The organism is Psychrobacter sp. CX10 (assembly GCF_057621575.2).
Map to the genome: position 1 here is coordinate 489,263 of NZ_CM177736.1, position 12,646 is coordinate 501,908.

14 protein-coding genes, 1 tRNA gene and 1 pseudogene are annotated in these 12,646 nt (G+C 39.4%); 5 read left to right on the forward strand and 11 right to left on the reverse strand.

Annotation, left to right across the window (positions count from 1 at the left end; translation table 11 throughout):
• Positions 1-33: 33 nt before the first annotated feature.
• From AC21OH_RS01955 to AC21OH_RS01985, 7 genes are all read right to left on the reverse strand, one after another.
• Entirely contained in the window at positions 34-2,607 is a 2,574-nt protein-coding gene (locus AC21OH_RS01955; protein ID WP_487371021.1) for a DUF1365 family protein, read from the reverse strand.
• A 9-nt stretch (positions 2,608-2,616) separates the two neighbouring features.
• Positions 2,617-3,099 (reverse strand): glutathione peroxidase, encoded by a 483-nt coding sequence (locus tag AC21OH_RS01960; RefSeq protein WP_487371020.1) that lies wholly within the window; start codon positions 3,097-3,099, stop codon positions 2,617-2,619.
• A 45-nt stretch (positions 3,100-3,144) separates the two neighbouring features.
• A complete protein-coding gene (locus AC21OH_RS01965) occupies positions 3,145-4,812 on the reverse strand; it encodes an NAD(P)/FAD-dependent oxidoreductase (protein ID WP_487371019.1) in 1,668 nt (555 codons plus the stop codon).
• Positions 4,813-4,859: 47 nt separating this feature from the next.
• Positions 4,860-5,618, reverse strand: a complete 759-nt coding sequence (locus tag AC21OH_RS01970) for an SDR family NAD(P)-dependent oxidoreductase (RefSeq protein ID WP_487371018.1) — start codon at positions 5,616-5,618, stop codon at positions 4,860-4,862.
• Positions 5,619-5,682: 64 nt separating this feature from the next.
• Positions 5,683-5,775, reverse strand: coding sequence for a hypothetical protein (locus AC21OH_RS01975; RefSeq protein ID WP_491139951.1), 93 nt, complete (start codon positions 5,773-5,775; stop codon positions 5,683-5,685).
• Positions 5,776-6,083: 308 nt separating this feature from the next.
• Positions 6,084-6,638 (reverse strand): fasciclin domain-containing protein, encoded by a 555-nt coding sequence (locus tag AC21OH_RS01980; RefSeq protein ID WP_487371016.1) that lies wholly within the window; start codon positions 6,636-6,638, stop codon positions 6,084-6,086.
• A 159-nt stretch (positions 6,639-6,797) separates the two neighbouring features.
• Positions 6,798-7,769, reverse strand: coding sequence for a fasciclin domain-containing protein (locus AC21OH_RS01985; protein WP_487371015.1), 972 nt, complete (start codon positions 7,767-7,769; stop codon positions 6,798-6,800).
• Positions 7,770-8,036: 267 nt separating this feature from the next.
• Here AC21OH_RS01985 and AC21OH_RS01990 point away from each other — a divergent pair, with 267 nt between their 5' ends.
• The 4 genes from AC21OH_RS01990 to AC21OH_RS02005 all read left to right on the forward strand — a co-directional run bounded on the left by AC21OH_RS01990 (position 8,037) and on the right by AC21OH_RS02005 (position 9,755).
• A complete protein-coding gene (locus AC21OH_RS01990) occupies positions 8,037-8,693 on the forward strand; it encodes a TetR/AcrR family transcriptional regulator (RefSeq protein WP_487371014.1) in 657 nt (218 codons plus the stop codon).
• Positions 8,694-8,765: 72 nt separating this feature from the next.
• A complete protein-coding gene (locus tag AC21OH_RS01995) occupies positions 8,766-9,080 on the forward strand; it encodes a polyhydroxyalkanoic acid system family protein (protein ID WP_487371013.1) in 315 nt (104 codons plus the stop codon).
• A 102-nt stretch (positions 9,081-9,182) separates the two neighbouring features.
• A complete protein-coding gene (locus AC21OH_RS02000; protein WP_487371012.1) occupies positions 9,183-9,374 on the forward strand; it encodes a hypothetical protein in 192 nt (63 codons plus the stop codon).
• Between the two features lie 75 nt (positions 9,375-9,449).
• Positions 9,450-9,755 carry a transposase gene (locus AC21OH_RS02005; RefSeq protein WP_487371011.1) on the forward strand — a complete coding sequence of 102 codons (306 nt, stop codon included), beginning with the start codon at positions 9,450-9,452 and terminating at the stop codon, positions 9,753-9,755.
• Here AC21OH_RS02005 and AC21OH_RS02010 read toward each other — a convergent pair.
• Positions 9,722-10,935 (reverse strand): annotated as a pseudogene (locus tag AC21OH_RS02010) (tyrosine-type recombinase/integrase). The gene AC21OH_RS02005 and the pseudogene AC21OH_RS02010 sit on opposite strands and share 34 nt — an antisense overlap.
• A 73-nt stretch (positions 10,936-11,008) precedes the next feature.
• On the reverse strand, positions 11,009-11,161 hold the full coding sequence (locus AC21OH_RS02015; RefSeq protein WP_487371027.1) for a hypothetical protein: 153 nt from the start codon (positions 11,159-11,161) through the stop codon (positions 11,009-11,011).
• 116 nt (positions 11,162-11,277) lie between these two features.
• Between AC21OH_RS02015 and AC21OH_RS02020 the strand changes: the two genes are divergently transcribed.
• The gene (locus AC21OH_RS02020) at positions 11,278-11,505 is read left to right on the forward strand and encodes a helix-turn-helix domain-containing protein (RefSeq protein ID WP_487371010.1); all 228 of its coding nucleotides are present in this window, start codon (positions 11,278-11,280) and stop codon (positions 11,503-11,505) included.
• Between the two features lie 205 nt (positions 11,506-11,710).
• On the opposite strand, the gene AC21OH_RS02025 is transcribed toward AC21OH_RS02020, so the two are convergent.
• Together AC21OH_RS02025 and AC21OH_RS02030 are read right to left on the reverse strand one after the other, a co-directional pair.
• Positions 11,711-11,787 (reverse strand) — tRNA-Val (locus AC21OH_RS02025).
• A 105-nt stretch (positions 11,788-11,892) separates the two neighbouring features.
• Entirely contained in the window at positions 11,893-12,606 is a 714-nt protein-coding gene (locus AC21OH_RS02030; RefSeq protein WP_487371009.1) for a 3'-5' exonuclease, read from the reverse strand.
• Positions 12,607-12,646 lie beyond the last annotated feature (40 nt).

A 12,646-nucleotide genomic window follows, 5' to 3' on the forward strand; every position in this document is an offset into this window, starting at 1 on the left:
GATTAATTTATAGTCATTGATTAGTTATCATGGTTAACGATTATCAGGTTTAACTGCTTTGACTTGTACGACACCTGTGGTACGCTCTAAAAACCCTGCCTCACAGTAGCAAAAGTAAAACTGCCACAGTCTAATAAATGCATCATCGTACCCCATCCCTCTTATTTCCTCAATATGAGCCATAAAGGCTTGGCGCCAATCTTGCAGAGTACGGGCATAATCATAGCCATAATCTTTAAGAGACTTTATCACCATATCTGTATTTTGGGTAAGTTGAGTAACGATTTCTTGGTTAGAGAGTAGGCAGCCACCAGGGAAAATATGCGACTGAATGAAATCAACCGAGTTTAAATAGTCGTTGTACCCTTGGTCATTATAGGTAATCGCTTGCATTGCCATAATGCCATTGGGCTTAAGTAGCGAGTTGCATTTTGAAAAGAAAGTCGGTAGATAGTCATGCCCGACTGCCTCGACCATCTCAATGCTAATAAGCTTATCGTACTGTCCGGCCAGCTTACGGTAGTCTTCATTTAATAAGGTAATGCGATCACTTAGCCCTACATGCTCCACTCGACGTTTTGCCTCATCATATTGAGCGTCCGATATGGTTGTCGTCGTGACCCTACATCCATAGTTTTGTACGGCAAAAATAGCAAATCCACCCCAACCTGTACCAATTTCTATCACATGGTCGTCTTTCGAGAGCTGTAATAACTCGCATAAGGTCTTTAGTTTTGTTTTCTGAGCGTCATAAAGTGAAGTATTAGGCGTGGGATAAATAGCTGACGAATACATCATACTGTCATCCAAAAACGTCTGATACATCTCATTGCCAAGGTCGTAATGTGCCAAAATATTGGATTTTGAATTGCTAACCGTGTTTGAGCGAGATTGATGTTTTTTTAATTCAAATGTCTTGGTAAGCTTACTTAATATGCCATCAAGCTGGTTGCTTACTTTATGGTTGCGCGCCCCAAGTCGAATCAATGCTGTCAAGTCATCCACGTCCCAGTCACCATTGATATAACTGTCGGCAAGGGCAATATCTCCACCAGTAATCAGCTTGCGATAAAAACCTTTATTAAGTACCTGTACCGTTGCATGAAGAGGGTGATTGCCTACCGCTCCACTGCTCTTTATAGGGGTGATATGGTTTGATGGATGTCCAAAGGTGAACGTTTTACTTTCTTGACGTCGTTTGCGTTGAGTTAATTTATCACTCAAATTATTAGGTTTTTTAGCTTCGATAAGCGTAATACTACCCTGCTTTAAATTCGTTAAAGCTTTGAATAAAAAACGACGTGATGCCATATCTACGCACAGCATGATAGGATTGATGACTTGGCTTTTGGCTACTTGCTGGGCACACATTTGGGTTAATTTCTCAGTGGCATACTTTGCTTGTCTGCCCGTTGGATGTTTGGTTTGTGGTGACATGAGTCGTCCTTTATACTGTTGTGTCTTTTTTTGGCTTTGTTTACTATGACTTAGCGACTTGTTATAGCCAATGTAACGCACTTTTTTTACCGCATATAATATAAAAGCGTGCCAGTAAATGCGAGCCATCGAGCTATAGTTCATAAAGGGAGTGCTTGTGATACTGTTGACGATATGTTGAGCCGTCATCGCTTGTGGCGTCATATTAATACCTGCCTCAAACACGGTACCCCTACTGTCAGACACCTGAATGCTAATAGCAATTGGTATTAGCCCAGATTTTAGCGGGGGTTTTAGCACTGGTTCTAAGTCATCTTTTTTAACATTTATTTTCCATGTATACACTTGGTCAAGTGGATTAAATGGCGATACATGAAAGCCCTTATTGTGGCTAAATTCACTTCGATTACCGTCTAATTCAAACCCATAAAAATGACGCTTATCCCAAGGCGTATTACTTACTTCAGCAAGCAAATGGCTGGCATCACCATTATCATCAAAACCAATATAGAAATTAACCGGGCTAAAATAAACACCCAGATTACGTCCAACCACTAATCCCAAAATATCGCCTACTGGTTGGCTATTGGTAAGCCGTTCAAACTGCTCCAAAACGTTGGCACGCCAAAGTTTCGCATTTTTCTGATTGATATCTTTTAGATTATCATCGAAAGAGTATTTTGATGAGTGGTTATTATTAATCGCATCAGAAGCATTGAAGTTAAATGCCTCTAACAAACGTTGCAAATAATCGTTATTATTTGGGTTGCTCTCATCTAATTTATCAAGTTCAAGATAATCAGTAACATTAAAACTTTGCAGACTATGCCAACCTTTAAATTGAGTGCTAAAGAGTTTGAATTTATTAAAACGCTTGTTAAAGACGCTGACAAAGCGTCTACTAAATTTTAACCTTATATTGAGCAAATCATTTATGCCCAGTTCCTCAGGTAAATCACCTGCGACCAGTCTGTTTAAGCTAAATCCCCAATAGCGATAGGGATAGCTAAAACGGTGTTTAGTAGGTAAGTGACGAACATGCCATGTTGTGCCTGTTAAAATTTGATGTGGCAACATTTCATTGGACAGCACTTGATGAGAAAACCCTTCACCTTTTAAAGTATCAGCGTTATTCTTAAAATCAGACTCGTTATTAACTGGCATGGTCATATCTGATGCTTAATTTAGTAATTTTTCAATGTCAGCGGTAATAGCTTCAGGCTTAGTAGTGGGAGCATAGCGTTTAACAACGTTGCCGTTTTTATCGACCAAAAACTTTCCAAAGTTCCATTTTATAGCGTCTGTCAGTATTCCGCCTTTTTGTGCCTTTAACCACTTATAGATTGGATGTGCATCGTCCCCATTGACATCTACTTTATCCATCATTTGAAAACTGACACCATAGTTGATTTGGCAGAATTCTGTAATCTCCTCGCTACTGCCTGGTTCTTGTTTACCAAACTGATTGCTAGGAAAGCCGATAACCACAAGCCCTTTATCGTGGAACTGTTTATGCAAGGCTTCTAAGCCCTCGTATTGGGGCGTTAGCCCGCATTTACTTGCTGTATTTACAATAAGCAATACGTTGCCTTTATAATCGCTAAAGTCTTTGTTTTGCCCTGTTATTGTATTAGCACTAAACTGATAAATGGTATCTGTCATTTTGATGTCCTTAACATTTTTAATGTCGAATTTTTAAACTTAACTTTATTTAAAAAGCTTGATTAGTTCATGATTTGTACTGGCGGATATCACTTGACGCTTATTTAATAGGTTCGTATTTTTATCCGCTTTCACAGGCAAAGCGTCATAATCAAACACGGAATTAGGCTCAATCACATGACTTAAATGCGAAGGGTTAACTTTGTCCATTATGGCGATATTCACATTCAAGTTTTTGCAAACCCTTAACGCACTTCTTACCCCGTCTTCGTGAAAACCGCTAAACCAATACGCCCCGCAAAAGTGCGTATGATTATCTTGACTGGCTAGGCCTTGCCACTGCTTTTGAGCAAGTGTCATTTCAATGTTATAGATAGGATGACGGTAATCAATACGTTTGATTACCTGAGCATTATCTACATGCTTGTTGAGGGTAACGAGATAATTATGTTTTTTGGCTAAGCGTTGCAGGATGTTCATGTTGTAGGTCAGAACGGGCTTTAAAGGGTGAAAATTCGTTTGTGTAGATGGCTTTAGACTCGTGGGCTGTTGATTAGAGTTTGGTTGTAGATAGTTCCAACTTGCCCAAGCCAACGGTTTTTTGGGCAGTACGCTAGTATCTGTATGCAAAATGGCTTCATTTTCGGTAAAGCTAAACGTGCCTAATATCTGATCTTCTTGCTCGTTGATATCATCTAATAAACGTTTTGCCACATCAGCATGACAGGCGAATATCACCTCATCAAAGTCAGCAGATTTTTGATTACCGTTAACGTCTTTATAGCTGACGATGACACCTGACTTACGACGAGTGACAGATTGCACTGGGCTATTTACAAAAGCGTTACCACCGAGTCTGGCATAGCGTTTGATCAGCTTATTAACGTACTGCTTTGAGCCACCTTTTATGGTAAACCACTGTGGACGGTTTACCAAATCTAGCAGACCATGATTGTCAAAAAATTGTGCAAAAAATATTAAGGGAAAAGCTTTAGAGTCTTTTAAGCCCATTGACCAAATTGCCGACACCATGGGTAGTAGATAATTTTCTTGAAACAGTTTGCCGTATTTTTGCTTGGCTAAATAATCACCTAGGGTTTCTTCACCAAGTTGTTTAAGTTGGTTGATTTTATCGGCTAACAGCTTCTGATTTTTTTGAGCTTTGCGGTTGGCATGCTTATTCTGGCGTGTTAGTTGTTCAATGTTTAGAGTAAGCTTTTTAATGGCTAGATTGAGATATTTATAGTCTTGATGGCGCTTCTTTATATGCTTATTAAAGGTCATTATATCTTTCGCAAATCGCCAAAACTTTGGGCTAATCACGTTTTTACGTTGTGACATGAAGCTATTTAATGTATGCCCGTTGTACTCAAAGTTAATAGCAGGGTTTTTTACCGAGAAGCTCATATCTGTCTTTTGAAACGGCACCTCTAACTCATTCAATAGTCTTAAAAAATTAGGGTAAGTACGTTCGTTAAATACGATAAACCCTGTATCAATAGCAGATTCCTCAATATGGTTTTTGCCAAATCGCTTGGGTGTATTTAGTGTGACGTCAACGGTATTCACATGCCCGCCAAGATAGTCATTGGCTTCAAAAATAGTCACAGTATGGTCGCTTACTAAGTAATGGGCACACGTTAGACCCGACACGCCTGACCCAATAATGGCAATGGATTTTGATTGTGAATTATTATTTTGAGCATAGGTCATAAACTTTCTCTTGTTTTATTTGTTTTTAAAAGTTTAATATTTGATTATTATTGTTTGTTATATAGCTTATTAGAGACAAACCGCCATACCCCATTAGGTAATATCCCTAAGGTTTTAAGTGGCGTCGTGAGCTGTTTTGGAAAAGCAATGATATCCTGACCTTTATCAATGCCATATCGTATCTCGCGGCTGGCTTGTTGGGTGGTTTGTAAAAAAGGCATAGAGAAGTCATTCTGTTCTGTCATTGGCGTATCAACAAAACCTGGTATCACTAGGCTGACATTAACACCTAGTGGTTTTAGGCTGATTTGCAAGGTTTGCATCAGATAATGAATTGCCGATTTAGAGCTACCGTATCCTTCAGCACGACGAAAGGGGACTAACGCAGAGGCTGAACCGAGTGCCACCAATCTTCCTCGAGACTTTTTAAGAGCAGGTAAAACTGCCTCGATGGTATACACCACAGTGCTTAAATTGACATTGATGTTTTTCATGACGGTTGCCGCATTAAACCCAAAGTTACCGTCTTCCGCTGGGTCATTTCGAGTTGTAATATCAATATATTCACAAACTCCCGCACAGCAAATCACTATGTCTATCGAGACAATTTGACTCAATTCTTGGGTCACTTGTTCAGGGTTGGTCAGGTCAACATGTATAGGGGTTGCTCCGAGTGTCTTTAAATCGTTTAATGACTCGTCATCACGCCCTACCGCATACACCGTATCATTATTTTTTAAATAATCTAATGTGAGCTGACGCCCAATACCTGATGTTGCTCCCGTAATAAGAATACATTTAGTCATTTGAGTCTCTTTATAAGCTGTTCATTGTCAGACACAAAGTAAAATAACCGTATGGTTGACGTACTTATTGAGTATGTTTGGTATGGATAAATTCACTCAAATCGTAGCTTTGAGATTTTTCAATAGTCATATATCTATGATAATCATCATCAGACATATTAGGCGAGCGTGACAATAGCCATAACTATTAACGACTTGGTGGACCTGCTAAAGAGTAGGTATATTTTTGAATTTGTCCATTCGCATTTTGTCTTCATCTAAGGCTAATATCCAATGAATGTAGATATAAATAAGGTGCTCAGCAACCTAGCACTGCCATACCTCAATACTATCTTCGGAATTCGCATTCTATCCTCCTCTTTATGAAAAAAACAAACTGCTTAATAGAACAAAAAAAACGTTATATTAAGCAATTCATCATTAATAAAAAGCAAGGCCACTTTTAAAGACAGGAAAGATTCTACTCTAAGGTAAAAGGACTTTATCAATCACATGAATGACACCATTTGAGGCGGGCACGTCAGTTGCGACCAAATAAGCCATTCTACCTTTACCATCTTTTATCTTGCCATCAGATGTCACTGTAAGCTGACTGCCTTGAACAGTTTTTACCATACCTGGTTTTACTTGCGATGAATAAACGGTTGCTGGAATAACATGATAAGTTAACACTTGGGTAAGCAGTTCTTGATTAGCCAGTAGCTGGCTCTTACTCATACCAAGCTCAGCTAATAAGTTAGCAAATGCCTGATTGGTTGGTGCCAGCACGGTCAAATTAGGCGTAGTGGCAAGAGTGTCAACAAGACCTGCGGCAACCACGGCTTCTACTAAAATACTGAAGTCTTCATTACCTTGAGCGACTTCAACAAGGTTTGCTGTCGCCATTTTTTTACTATGGTCGCCGTTGTGTTCAGGTGATTGCTGAGAATGTGCCATGTTTGAGGGTCCACTCATACAGGCTGTTAATAAAATAGTGGATAAAGTTACCATAGATAAGCTTGTTACTTGCTTAAGTTTCATTATGAATTCCTAGATTTAGTTTTATGGGTTTGGTTGCATTGATGGTTCTAACTTCAACGAATCAATAGCTGTCATCTTTGAATAACTATGTACTACTTTACTAATAGCGATAAAAAGACAACCTGTGCTAAGTCAATTGGCTAATCTTTTACTTTTTAACTACTCTACAGGCGGCAAAATCACTTTATCAATAATATGAATGACGCCATTGGTGGCCTGTAAATCTGTTGCTGTTAAGCTTGCCATGCGGCCTCTACCATCAGTAATTTTTAAATCATCATCAAAGCTAAAAGTTGAGCCCTGTAAGGAGGTCACCTCACCTGTCGAGACTTCTGAAGAATACACTAAATCTGGCACTACATGATAGGTCAACACTTGGTTTAGTAGTGCTGTATCTGCAAGCAAATCAGCTTTACTGATATTAAGCTCAGTCAATAAATCGGCAAAGGCATCATTGGTTGGTGCGAACACGGTTAGATTAGGCGTAGTCGCCAACGTATCGGCTAAGCCAGCTGCAATGACCGCTTCCACCAAAATACTAAAGTCATCACTACTCTGAGCGACTTCCACGAGGTTCATATCTGCAGGCATAATAACCGTATCGATAATATGTACGACACCGTTAGCCGTTTGTACATCTGTCGTGACTACTTGAGATTTATTACCTTTAGCGTCTGATAGATACACATTACCATCAGCATCTTTCATAATTTTTAAGGCATTGCCGTTAACTGTTTGAATAGGTGCACCAAAACTAATATCAGCAGCTGAAACCCGATTATCTGGAATAACATGATAGGTTAGAACATTGGTCAGTAGGTTTTTGTCAGCAAGGAGTTGCTCTTTAGTCAACCCTGTTGCCGCTAAGAGGTTGGCAAAAGCTTGATTGGTAGGCGCAAACACCGTAAACGGCGCAGGACTACTTGTCGCTGATAACGTATCCGCTAAGTCCGCAGCAACGACAGCTTCTACTAGAATAGATAAATCTGGTGTTGCCTGTGCAGCAGCAACCACATTATCGTAGTCATAACCTTCTACTTGAACCATATGTTCATCGTCGTCATTACATGCGGTTAAAATGGGCAAGCTGACTAAGCCGAGGCTTACTGAAATAGCTATTTGTTTTAACATAATTATATCCTTATAAAGTGTTTTAATTTAATGCTCTCAATAGGGTAGTACATGTCATACCTAGCCTAATAACTATATCTATTCAGCCTTATCTACTAAGCACAAATAGTCTTTATTTACTCGGTATTTTTAGAATATATAGTATTAATGTAGAACATACAAGTTATTTTTATACTGTTTAGTATAAAAGTGCACTAACTAGTAATATCAAACCAACTTCGGTATACTGATAATACGATTAAGATAATTAAATAGGTGAGACAGTCGATGAGTACAACGATAGAGAATCCAAATAAAACCGTTAAAAATGTCAAAACACCCAAGCTTAGTTTTAAACAAAAGATGATGATTGAGCGCGAAAAACTTATCATAGAAACTGTAAACCAACTGCTAGCCACCAAAGGCTATGACGCTATGACGGTTGATGAGATTGCCAATACAGTGGGTATCGCTAAAGCTTCGTTGTATCGTCATTTTCCTAGTAAAGAAGCCCTTGCGGTAGGGGCATTAGTGGACACGATGCAATCAGGCTTAACTGAAATTAACGAAATAGATCAAACGAATTTGCCCGCTATTGAGAAGCTAAAGACCATCACTCAATGGGCAATGAGGCTAAAAATTAACCAGAAAATGCCTAATCTACCTAGTGAAAATTCACAGCTTCGTGAGCACCTGATGGCACACGAGTCCTATTTGGATATGTTGGTGATTATGTCAGACAGTCTTGGTGAGTGGATTGAACAAGCAAAAGCGGATGGTAAATTAAATACTGAGGTTTCCTCTCTATGCATCCTTTATACTTTATATGCGAAGGCGTGTGACCCTGTATTAGGATTTTTAAAAAGTAGTGGTATGTATGACGATGACCAAATTATCGATATGATCACTTTGACTTATTTTGAAGGGATTGGAAAAAGCGGTTAGATAAAAATAAAGAAGAGTGACGGCATTAAGTATGGCAGGCAGTAGTAGTGAACCCTGATAGGAGCGTCTTAAATGAGTGAAAGACTCGAAGATCTATACCCAGATTTATATATACAACGTCAGCACACCATGGGGTTAAAAAAAGCGCAACAAATAACAGATGACTGGATAGCGTCGGCTGCGACAGATTATCGCATGACGTGCACGCTTGATAGATCTGACAATGGTGATAAGGTTAAATTTACTCGCATAGGGGTGTCTGGTCAGTTTATCAGTGCGCCTGATAAATTTGAGCTGTATGCCAAACTTGGGTTTTTATTTAAAAGTTTTAAACATAAGATTGAAGAGCAGATTGAAGCGAATTTGGATAAGGTTTTTAATGAATAGATTGGTATAGTCGTCATTACGCTCATTGAGACTGCGCTAGACAAGTAACATTATAAAGCCTACAGGTAGTCCATCACGAGACTTACCGCCTGGTTTGGCAACTTGAACAGTGTCTATAAGCATTACCGTAGATGGTTAAAAAGCGACAGGTTCAGTAACCTATTTAATGCCTTAGATGATCAAGATTTAGAGTATGCCGTGATTGATGGCACTATCGTTAAAGTGCATCGCCATGGACAAGGCGCAAAAGGGGGGCTTGTCGTCAGGCAATTGGTAAATCCAGAGGCGGTATGACAACTAAAATCATGGCAATGGTTGATGCGTTAGGCAACCTCTGATTTTAATCTATTAAAAGTACAGCAGCATGACATGGCTGGTGTTGAACCCTTAATTAAAGACAAAGAGTTTGGTGCATTACTTGCTGATAGAGCCTTCGATACTGATTGGCTACTACTGGACTTAGAAGAGCGTGGTAGCAAAGCGGTCATACCCCTTAAACGTTCTCGTCTAAAGCAAAGAGATTTCGATAAAGAGATGTACAAATGGCGGCATTTGATTGAGAACTTCTTTTGTAAACTTAAAGATTTCAAAAAAATTGCCATGCGTGCTGAGAAAACGGATGAGTCGTTTGCTGCTAATATCTATTTAGCTGCAACTGTTATCCATTTGCGGTAATTGTCAACACGCCCTAGCTTCATCTGACTTCTGTTGACTAGCGCTTCAAAAGCGCTACCATCTTGACGAGTCATGTTAGGTACGTAGCGACTGTAAGTATTAAACAGCATCTTGGTGGTTGAATGACCCATCTGATATGCAATCCATTCAGGGCTTTCACCAGCAGCCAACCATAGCGTTGCAGCTGTATGGCGCGTCTGGTAAGCATTGCGCTTTTAAAGGCCTAATGCCTTGAGCGTAGGGTGCCAAACTCGTTTGTTGATATTGTTATAGTCAAGTGGCTCTCCCGTATGAGAGCAGAAAACATAGTCAGATTTGCCATAAGTGACCTTGTATTGCTCCTTTAACGCATCATAGACCAGTTGTGACATTTGGATTGCTCTATAAGACTCTTGAGTTTTAGGTGGAACGATTTTGCCTTTAACCAGCGCCTGATTGATTACAATCTCTCTTCGATTAAAGTCAACATTCTCCCAAGTTAAGCCGTCAATCTCGCTGGTTCGCATACCTGTAAAAAAGCGCACAAGATAGTAAGCCTTATAGTCTACTCTGACACCGTTTAAAAACTTCCAAACCTCCTCTAATGTGAAGGGCTGAATGCCAACCTTAGGCTCTTTAAGTGCTTTGATGTCTTCATAAGGATTTTCAAACTTGTAGCGTTTGGCTGCTTCTTTTAGTATCATACCCAAAGGTACCATGATAGAGTTTATGCGTGCCGCTGACAGATGTTTGTTAGTTTTTCAGTGCGTAACTTTGGCGAGTGATGAGCGGAAGGCTAATACATCTGTCTTTTTTATGCCTTCAATGGGCCTGTTTTTAAACTCAGGCAGTAAGTACATATCCAGTATTTCTCTAACTTTGCGTCTTTGGGTAGCACGCCATTCAATCTCTTTTTCTGAAAACCAGAGCTCTGCAAACTGGGTAAAAGATGGCACATTGGTTGTGATGCATTCTTTTCGCTCACTTAGATACATCATCCGTTCAGCTTTATCACTCTTAGGAAAGTACTGAGCATAGTTGAATGTATTAGTACTATCTCAGCTTCCATCCTCTCAATTATCTTTTGAAGCTTCTTACGGTTTTCAGGGGTATCAATCAAATTAGTTGTTTCGCGACAACGGATACCTAAGTACCGAAAGTTGACAAACAGTTCTTTACCTCGGCTTCTAATTCTGGCCATAATAGTCTCCTTATTGTAATGCCATGGCGTTGATACTCCCAGATACGCCGACACGCTTGTCTTTTTCAATTTCTTACCAAACATAAAGGATTTTTCTACCACCTAATGGTCTGATGTAGTGAATGCCTTCAATTAAGACACTGTCTTTGAGCTCATTTCCAATTGTACGAGGGGTGTACTTGATGCGTTCAGAAAGCTCTTGGGTTGTTAAGTAAGTATGTGACATAATACATTCCTTATATAAAGTTTAATCATCATGGTACTTTTAAATGCCATAGTTGTAATTTAGCACATATTTGTAACTATGAGAGTACTTTTTACAACTAAGATTGGAGTTTTTCCGTGGTAGTTAATCATTTACCGACTTTATTAGCGAAAAGAAGACTAAAGGTAGCGGATGCCGTACGAGCGACAGGAATTAGCAAAACAACGTTACATAAAATATATAATGACCAGTCATCAAGAATCGACTTCGATACTATTGATAAGCTGTGTGAGTTTTTAGAGGTTGGGGTCGGGGATATATTTGAGTATGTGCATAGTGAAGAAGAGCTGGATTTGAAAAATTAGAGTAGAGGTCAAATTTAAGAAAGTTATGAGTGCAAAAAATATAATAGGGCAGGCACAGCTTGGGCACAATCTGGGCACACGGTTTTTTTGCAGTTTATAAAGATAGACTGAATCGATGGATTGTGGCGAGAGTTATAATTAGTTTCAGCCCTTATATTACGGGCATAAAAAAAGCCCCAATCATAAAGATTGGGGCTTTCGAATCTGGTAGGCGTAACTAGATTCGAACTAGCGACCTCTACCATGTCAAGGTAGCGCTCTAACCAACTGAGCTATACGCCTATTGAGGTGAAGTATTTTAACAAGTTTTTCACGCTTTGCAAGCTTTTTGTTCTACACCTTGCGTATAAAATTTAAATAAGATTACCAAACCTGTTTAAAACAAAGCTACGCATCGAAAGCCTTTTGGCAGGCTTGCACCAAATAAGGGTCGACAGACTCCTGATTCAATAGCCATTTGAGATATCTAGCGCCCTCAGAGCTAGCAGCGACATCTTCAATCAATTGACCTTTATACTTACCAAAGCTCAAGTGGGTTGGGATACGTGCCATTTGGCTAAACTCGTACAAGCTAACAATGTCGTTAATATCATGTTCTCTCTCATTTGCCAAATCAATCAAACTTTGTAGAACCAATTGTGTAAAATAGATATCGTTAATAGCAGCGTGAGCATGTTTGGCTTCAGCACGGGCAACGTCGTAATGAAAATGATAAAGCAAGGCAACTAAAGTGTGGCTTTCTAGCGTTGGCAATAAATAGTTTGCCATGACTTGGGTACAAATAAGCTTGGGCGTGCGCATCACACCTGCATTTTTTAATACCTGCATATCAAAGTCAATATTGTGCCCAATAAGATACTCAACATTATCAGGCAACTTAAAGTCGGTATGTGGCGACTCGTCTATAATATCCTCTTCACATATATGCGACGTTGCCATCGAGCCTAAGCTGATCTGCTTTAAAGGGTTAAATCGTTTCGCTCTTGGCGCTTGCAAAACGATGACCTCGCTGTCTTTAATATCAACAATAGAGTAAGCGGCTTCCGTCATGTGTGGCTCAACTAAGCCTGTGGTTTCGGTATCAAATATATAAATAGTCATCAAATAGCCTTACTAAATCTGTAAGCTGTATTGTACTCGA